Source organism: Hyphomonas sp. (assembly GCF_040882205.1).
Taxonomy (GTDB): Bacteria; Pseudomonadota; Alphaproteobacteria; order Caulobacterales; family Hyphomonadaceae; genus Hyphomonas.
Genome location: NZ_JBBEBT010000088.1, coordinates 1 through 6,356, shown reverse-complemented (window position 1 = coordinate 6,356; position 6,356 = coordinate 1). Strand labels below are relative to the sequence as shown.

Below are 6,356 nucleotides of genomic sequence, written 5' to 3'. Positions count from 1 at the left end.
CTTCAGCGCCGAGTTCTTGGCGCCGTAAACGTGGATGCGCCCGTGAAGCGGTGTGCCGCCCGTGATGTAAAGTCTGTCCATGGGCGCGAGATATACTGTGCTTCGCGGCTTTGTCAGGACCGGAATGTGCGTCTTCTCAGACTTTCAGGCGGAGCGGCAACCGCGCGAGCCCCCGGACGCCGAACCGCTTGGCCCAGGGAAGCTGCATCGGGCCGCCTTCGATCTCCAGTCCCGGCCAGCGGATCAGCAGCTGGCGCAGCGCGATCTCGCACTCCGCCTTGGCGAGGTGGAGGCCGAGGCAGATGTGCGGGCCGCCGCCCCAGCCGAGGTGCCGGTTGGGCCGGCGCGCGAGGTTCAGCGTCAGGGGTTTTTCGAATACGGCCGGGTCAAGATTTCCTGCGGCGAGCACGGCCATCACCGGTTTGCCGCGCTGGATGGGCGTGCCGTGGAAAACCGTGTCGGCGCGGGCATAGCGCGGCTTGGTCAGCTGCACTGGGGCACAATAGCGCACGAACTCGTCCACCGCCGCCGCAAGCGCGTCGCTCTCCGCCGCCGCAACTTGCTCGCGCGCGCCGGGCGCCATCAGCATCGTCCAGACGCTGGTGGAAATCAGGTGGGTCGTCGTCTCGTGCCCGGCCGCGAACAGCAGGAACACCATCGCCATCAGCTCGTCTTCTCTGAGCTGACCGCCTTCGGACTCGGCATGCACCAGTTGCGAGATAAGGCCCGGCCGGGGCGCGGTGCGCACTTCGGCGAACTCGGCGCGGAACTCGCGCTGCACCCAGCCCGTCTTCATCAGCGCCTGCAAAACGGCCAGCACGCTGCCGGAGGTAAACCCGTTGAAAACCCGGATCAGCGCTGCGCGACGGCCGGGCGAAAGGCCGAGCAGGTCGCAGATCACCTGCAGGGGAAGAGGCCGGGCGAGCCCGGTGACCAGATCCGTGTTCCCTAACGCGACCATCTCGTCGAGCAGCTGCGCACATTGGGCGTTGATCGAGGCCCTAAGGGCTTCGATCGCCGGGCGCCGAAACGGGACATCCGACAGGCGCCGCAGCCGCGTGTGGTCCGGCTCGTCCAGGGTCAGCAGGTTTTCCGCCAGCAGCTTCAGGGAGTTCGGCAGGAAGTTCAGCCCGAAGGCTGACTTGTGGCCGGCATTGCGGGCATCCACGGCGAACCTGTCGGTGTCCTTCAGGAACTCGAGGATCTCGGCATGGCCCAGAATGGCGGTCACGCGGCCGACGATCAGCGCCGTCGTCTCGCCGACCGGCCCGGCCGCGAGCGCCTCCGCGAGATAAGCCTGGGGGGCACGGTGATAGTCCTGTCCGGCGAGTTTGAGCGAAGCCATGGGCAACTCCGGGCGGCCATCGGGCCAGCAGGATGAAGAACTGACCTGTTTCGCGCAGGCTGCGCAACCGGGAAACAAAAGACGTGCTGGCGATTCCCGGCCGGAGCGGGTCATTCGCTGTCGCGATGCCCGTGGTTCTGAAAGGCGGACCGCTGATCGTCCGGGCGTCCTAGGGTTTGTCGGCCTTCCCGGGCGCATCGGCCGGACCTGCCTCCTTGCGGGCAGCGGCCTTCCGGCGCTTCAGGTTGGCCCGCAGGGCCTCTGCCTGACGGGCGGTACGGTCTTCGTTTGACGATCGCGGTTGCTTGTAGGTCATGTTGGGCGCCTAAACTCTCTTTTCATCCGACAAGGCTTAGGCTAAAGCCCCCGAACCGAACCGGCAATGCCGCCTTAGCTCAGGGGTAGAGCGCGTCATTGGTAATGACGAGGTCGACAGTTCAATTCTGTCAGGTGGCACCAGTTCATTTGCGCATTCCATGGAAAAGCCCGGTCAGGCTGACCAGGTTTTTACTATTTTCCTGAATCTCTGCCAGCCTGGGGCCTTACGCGGTCAGATTTGCCAAAGGTAGCGTCGAGACGCCCGACAAGTGTCTTTAAGGCAGAGCCCACCGCTTCCTCGGGAGTAGCGCCGCGTGCGGAGACGGTCAGCGGCTCACCAGCCTTCGGGCGGGCCTCCAGCACGGCTTCGACGCCCTGGGCGCCGCTGCGGCGTATCCCGTCAATGTCACGCACATGCACTTCGAGGCGGCTGAGCCGCGGTTCGAAACGCGCGAGACGCTCCCGGACCCGGGTTTCGAAGTGCGCTTCCATGCGCGCGCCGCCATCAATCTTGTTGCCGGTGTTGAACTGGAAATCCATCAGCGCACCTTCCGGCTGCGCTCGAGAACCGGGCGATGACCCTCAGCATCCAGCGCGCCCATCGGCGGCTCGCCGGGGCGGGCTTCACGCAATTGGCCATCCCCTGCGGTGCGCGATTCCGGAATGTTGGAATCAGCTTCGCGCTCGGCCTCCTGTTTCATGTCGAGCGCACGCTTCGCGTGATCGGCCTGCGTCGGCGTCTTTTTCTTTCTGGATGAACTTGAATTGCTTATGGCGTCCTCCCGGTCGTCGGTAAGCGCCGTCAGGATGACAGCTACTTCAATACAAACGCCGCAAATCCGGGAGCGTTCCCCCCTTTTGTCCAGCCGGCCCGTCTAGCCGCGCCAGAGCGTGCGCCCGAGCGCGGTGTTCCATCCCTCCAGCAAGGCGGCGCGCACGCTGGCAGGCATCTGCGGCACAAACCGCGTGCCCGGCACATTGCGGGCCGCCCAGTCGGCCTGATCGAGCCAGCCGAGCTGCATCGCGCCAGCGGCAGCAGCGCCCAGCGCGGTCATCTCGCGGTAATCGGGCCGCAGCACCGGCAGCGCGCAGATGTCTGCCAGAAATTGCATCAGCCAGTCATTGGCGACCATGCCTCCATCCACCCGCAGCTCCGCAATCGGTGCACCGTCACCTTCGAAAGCGGCCAGCAGGTCGTGTGTCTGGTAGGCGACGGATTCGAGTCCCGCACGGACCAGATGCGCCGCCGTCGCCGCACGCGTGAGGCCAGCGATCAGACCGCGCGCTTCTGCGTCCCAGTGCGGCGCGCCAAGGCCGGTGAAGGCCGCCACCATGTAGACGCCGCCATTGTCCGGCAGGCTGGCGGCCGCGGCGGCGCTTTCATCCGCGCTCTGGATGAGCTTCAGGTCATCGCGCAGCCATTTGATGACCGTGCCGGCGTTGAAGATCGAACCTTCCAGCGCCATCGCGCCGCCGCCGGGCAATGCATAACCCACCGTGCCGAGCAGCCGGTTTTCGGAGGCCGGGCGCACTGAGCCGGTATTTGCCACAAGGAAGGCACCTGTGCCGAACGTCACCTTCGCCTGCCCCGGCGCGAGACATCCCTGCCCCACCAGCGCCGATTGCTGGTCTCCGAGGACAGAGCAGATCGGGATGGCACGGCCAAACAGCGCCGCATCCGTTTCGCCATAGGCCGCCGCACTGGGCTTCACCTCGGGCAACATTGAGGCGGGCACATTGAGGATCTCGCCCATCCGCGCGCTCCAGCCACCATCAGCGCCGAGGCCGAGACGGTAGAGCAGCGTGCGCGAGGCGTTGGTTACATCGGTCGCGTGGACCTTGCCGCCCGTGAGGCGCCAGAGGAGGAAGGAATCCACCGTGCCGAAAGCCAGCTCCCCCGCCTGCGCGCGCGCGCGGGCGCCGGGCACATTGCCGAGCACCCAGCCAATCTTGGTGCCCGAGAAATACGGATCAAGCAGCAGGCCCGTCTCCGCTTGCGCAGCCGCCTCATGCCCTTTCGCCTTCAACGCCTCGCAGGCCGCCGCCGTGCGCCGGTCCTGCCAGATGATGGCAGGGGCGATGGGCAAGCCGGTCGTCCGTTCCCAGACGAGTGTGGTTTCGCGCTGGTTGGTGATGGCGATGGCGGCAATCCGGTCCGCCCCGCCGGCCTTGGCGATCACCGTGCGGCAGACCGACAGCGTGCGTGACCAGATCTCCTCGCCGTTCTGCTCCACCCAGCCATCTGCGGGATATTGCAGCGCGACCTCCTCCTGCGCCAGCGCGACTTCGCCGAACTGGCGGTCATAGACAATCGCGCGCGTCGAGGTCGTGCCCTCGTCGATGACGAGAATGAAATCGGCAGCCATGAGTTTAGCCTTTCATCTGGGCGGGATCATAGAAAAATGTCTCGGCGGCAATCGGGTCTCTGCGCCATGTCTGCCAGGCCACTTCTTCCATGGATCGCTGGCCGCCGGCCTTCGGATGGAAGGTGAACGGCCAGCGGAGGACGGCCGTGTTGCCATCAATGACAGGAGGGGCAAGCAGTTCTGTCTCCACCCGTTCCATCCGGTCGAGCGCCGCCTGTTCCTGACCGATCAGAACTTCCCGTCCCCGGCAGGGTTCGCCCTGTTTCTCCTGCATCGTCGCATCTTCGCCATACCAGTCTGCGATGGCGCCCGCATGATCGCCGCTCAGAACCTGCGCGGTGAACTGCGCGACTGTTTCTCTGTTGGGCATCGCTCTGTCCTGCCTCAGACGGTCAGGCCTTCCGATTCGAGCATCTGCGCGAAGCGGAGGGTTGTGAGGTCGCCAAAGGGACCGCCGATCAGCTGGAAACCGATGGGCAGGCCGGTCCTGGACTTTGCCACCGGCACGGCCGTGGCCGGAAGGCCGGCATAGGTGGCGATACTGGCCCAGGCGAGCTGGGCGCCGTAACGGTGCATGGCGTTGTCGATCGGCAACTGGCGTTTCGACCAGTCCGGCTCTGTCATGCAGGTGAAGGCCGGCGTCGAGAAAATCGGTGAGAGGATGATATCGGTCTCATCGAAAACCTGCGCCCATTGCCGCATGACGGCAAGCTGTTCGTCCTGCATGTTCATCCATTCATGCGCGTTTACCGGCGCCGCCTCGGACGTGCCGCGCGAAATGACGGTCATGAGCATACGGACATAGGCCTCGTTCATGTGCGCGAGATCCGGGTAGTCTTCAGCGGAGTTGGTCACGCGAACACCCACTCCGTCCAGCCCGGCAAGCAAGCCGTCCAGCGCAGCGGACGTATCAGAATCTATGGGGACGCCCGGCATCTCGCGGATCACGCGGACGCGGAAATCGGTCAGCCGCGACTGGCGGGGCGCCGGCAGGTCCAGCTTGTAGCCCCGCGTCTCTGGCCCGGCGATGATGTCCAGGGTCTCGATCAGGTCACCCACATTACGCGCCATCGGCCCGACCACAGCAAGCGGCACATCGAGGCCGTCCGTACCCGGAATACCGTGCCCGCGCAGCGGCACGATACCATAGCTCGGCTTGTGGCCGAACACGCCGCACATATGCGCCGGCTTGCGGATCGAGCCGCCGATATCGGAGCCGATCTCGAGCGCCACCATCCCGGTCGCCAGCGCTGCCGCCGCCCCGCCAGACGAGCCGCCGGGCGACCGGGTGGGGTCGTAAGGGTTCAGCGTGCGACCATAGACCGGGTTTTCAGACTGCCAGTCTCCCAGCGCCACCGGCACATTGGTCTTGCCGACGATTACTGCCCCTTGCGCCTTCAGCCGCTGGACGACGACCGCATCACGGACCGCATCGATACTGGCGAACATCTCAAAGCCCCAGGTCGAGGGAAGGCCCTCGACATCGTTGGACTCCTTCACCGTCATCGGCACGCCGAGCAGGCGGCGCGGATCGCCGGCGGTCTTCGTCTGATCGACACGCTTTGCCGTGGCCCGCGCGCGCTCGAAATCGCGCACGACGACCGCGTTGATCGCCCCGTCCAGCGCTTCGATGCGCGCAATGGCGGCGTCGCACGCTTCCAGCGCCGTGATATTGCCCGAACGCACAGCCTCAGCCGTCGCCCGGGCGCCCAGTTTTGCAAGATCGGTCTTTGCCGAAGCACTCATGGCTTCCTCCCTTTTCGGGGAGCCTAACACGGGGTACGCGAAGCTCAACGCATCACCGGCCCTGGCACAGAAAGGCCTTTGCAAACCATATATGCATCATATATGGAGCGTCTTGTTCTCAGAAAACGGACGAACCTCATGGGCCTTGTAAACATCGGTGACGACCTGCACGATCAGGTGCGTAAGGCGAGCACGGTCACCTACCGCTCGATCAATGCGCAGGCGGCCTACTGGATCCGCATTGGCATGCTGTGCGAGACGAACCCGGCCCTCTCCTTCAACGAGATCATCCAGCGCGAGATGACCGCCGCCGGCATAGCGCCACCTCCGCCGGGCAAAGCGGCCGCATGACGAAACGCCCGGAAGAGCTGCAGCTGATGGCGGAGGCGGGCCGGCGGCTATCGTCCGTATTCGGACTGATCGAACGAATGTACCTGATCGGCCTGTCCACCCTCGAGGTCAATGACCGGGTCTGGCGCTATATCGCCGACGAACTGAAATCCCGCCCCGCCAGCAAGGGCAATACGGCTTTGCCTATGTGCTGAATGCGTCGATCAACGACGTCATCTGCCATGGCCTGC

At 65.1% G+C, this 6,356-nt stretch carries 8 protein-coding genes, 1 tRNA gene and 1 pseudogene; 3 read left to right on the top strand and 7 right to left on the bottom strand.

The genetic code is table 11. From position 1 onward, the window contains the following. Positions 1-136: 136 nt before the first annotated feature. Together WEA77_RS03820 and WEA77_RS03815 are read right to left on the bottom strand one after the other, a co-directional pair. Positions 137-1,345, bottom strand: coding sequence for a cytochrome P450 (locus WEA77_RS03820; RefSeq protein ID WP_368066537.1), 1,209 nt, complete (start codon positions 1,343-1,345; stop codon positions 137-139). Positions 1,346-1,514: 169 nt separating this feature from the next. Next, positions 1,515-1,661 carry a hypothetical protein gene (locus tag WEA77_RS03815; protein ID WP_368066536.1) on the bottom strand — a complete coding sequence of 49 codons (147 nt, stop codon included), beginning with the start codon at positions 1,659-1,661 and terminating at the stop codon, positions 1,515-1,517. Positions 1,662-1,729: 68 nt separating this feature from the next. Between WEA77_RS03815 and WEA77_RS03810 the strand changes: the two genes are divergently transcribed. Beyond that, positions 1,730-1,804, top strand: a tRNA-Thr gene (locus WEA77_RS03810). A 51-nt stretch (positions 1,805-1,855) separates the two neighbouring features. Here the strand turns inward: WEA77_RS03810 and WEA77_RS03805 are convergent. The 5 genes from WEA77_RS03805 to WEA77_RS03785 form a co-directional block, all read right to left on the bottom strand. Next, positions 1,856-2,203 carry an HPF/RaiA family ribosome-associated protein gene (locus WEA77_RS03805; protein ID WP_368066535.1) on the bottom strand — a complete coding sequence of 116 codons (348 nt, stop codon included), beginning with the start codon at positions 2,201-2,203 and terminating at the stop codon, positions 1,856-1,858. Then, entirely contained in the window at positions 2,203-2,364 is a 162-nt protein-coding gene (locus WEA77_RS03800; protein ID WP_368066534.1) for a hypothetical protein, read from the bottom strand. Before WEA77_RS03800 ends, WEA77_RS03805 begins: the two co-directional genes overlap by 1 nt. Positions 2,365-2,538: 174 nt before the next feature. Beyond that, positions 2,539-4,029, bottom strand: coding sequence for a glycerol kinase GlpK (glpK, locus tag WEA77_RS03795; protein ID WP_368066533.1), 1,491 nt, complete (start codon positions 4,027-4,029; stop codon positions 2,539-2,541). Positions 4,030-4,033: 4 nt separating this feature from the next. Continuing rightward, entirely contained in the window at positions 4,034-4,399 is a 366-nt protein-coding gene (locus WEA77_RS03790) for a nuclear transport factor 2 family protein (RefSeq protein ID WP_368066532.1), read from the bottom strand. Between the two features lie 14 nt (positions 4,400-4,413). Then, complete coding sequence (locus tag WEA77_RS03785) at positions 4,414-5,775, bottom strand: amidase family protein (protein ID WP_368066531.1); 1,362 nt, start codon at positions 5,773-5,775, stop codon at positions 4,414-4,416. A 138-nt stretch (positions 5,776-5,913) separates the two neighbouring features. On the opposite strand from WEA77_RS03785, the gene WEA77_RS03780 reads away from it, so the two are divergent. Then, positions 5,914-6,126, top strand: coding sequence for a ParD-like family protein (locus WEA77_RS03780; RefSeq protein ID WP_368066538.1), 213 nt, complete (start codon positions 5,914-5,916; stop codon positions 6,124-6,126). After that, positions 6,123-6,356 (top strand): annotated as a pseudogene (locus WEA77_RS03775) (type I methionyl aminopeptidase); the annotation flags it as partial. The gene WEA77_RS03780 and the pseudogene WEA77_RS03775, both read left to right, overlap by 4 nt.

What these genes read in the sequence shown, in the direction of transcription:
- WEA77_RS03820 (WP_368066537.1), bottom strand. Translation starts at nt 1,345, where the DNA reads ATGGCTTCGCTCAAACTCGCCGGACAGGACTATCACCGTGCCCCCCAG.
- WEA77_RS03815 (WP_368066536.1), bottom strand. Translation starts at nt 1,661, where the DNA reads ATGACCTACAAGCAACCGCGATCGTCAAACGAAGACCGTACCGCCCGT.
- WEA77_RS03805 (WP_368066535.1), bottom strand. Translation starts at nt 2,203, where the DNA reads ATGGATTTCCAGTTCAACACCGGCAACAAGATTGATGGCGGCGCGCGC.
- WEA77_RS03800 (WP_368066534.1), bottom strand. Translation starts at nt 2,364, where the DNA reads ATGAAACAGGAGGCCGAGCGCGAAGCTGATTCCAACATTCCGGAATCG.
- glpK (WP_368066533.1), bottom strand. Translation starts at nt 4,029, where the DNA reads ATGGCTGCCGATTTCATTCTCGTCATCGACGAGGGCACGACCTCGACG.
- WEA77_RS03790 (WP_368066532.1), bottom strand. Translation starts at nt 4,399, where the DNA reads ATGCCCAACAGAGAAACAGTCGCGCAGTTCACCGCGCAGGTTCTGAGC.
- WEA77_RS03785 (WP_368066531.1), bottom strand. Translation starts at nt 5,775, where the DNA reads ATGAGTGCTTCGGCAAAGACCGATCTTGCAAAACTGGGCGCCCGGGCG.
- WEA77_RS03780 (WP_368066538.1), top strand. Translation starts at nt 5,914, where the DNA reads ATGGGCCTTGTAAACATCGGTGACGACCTGCACGATCAGGTGCGTAAG.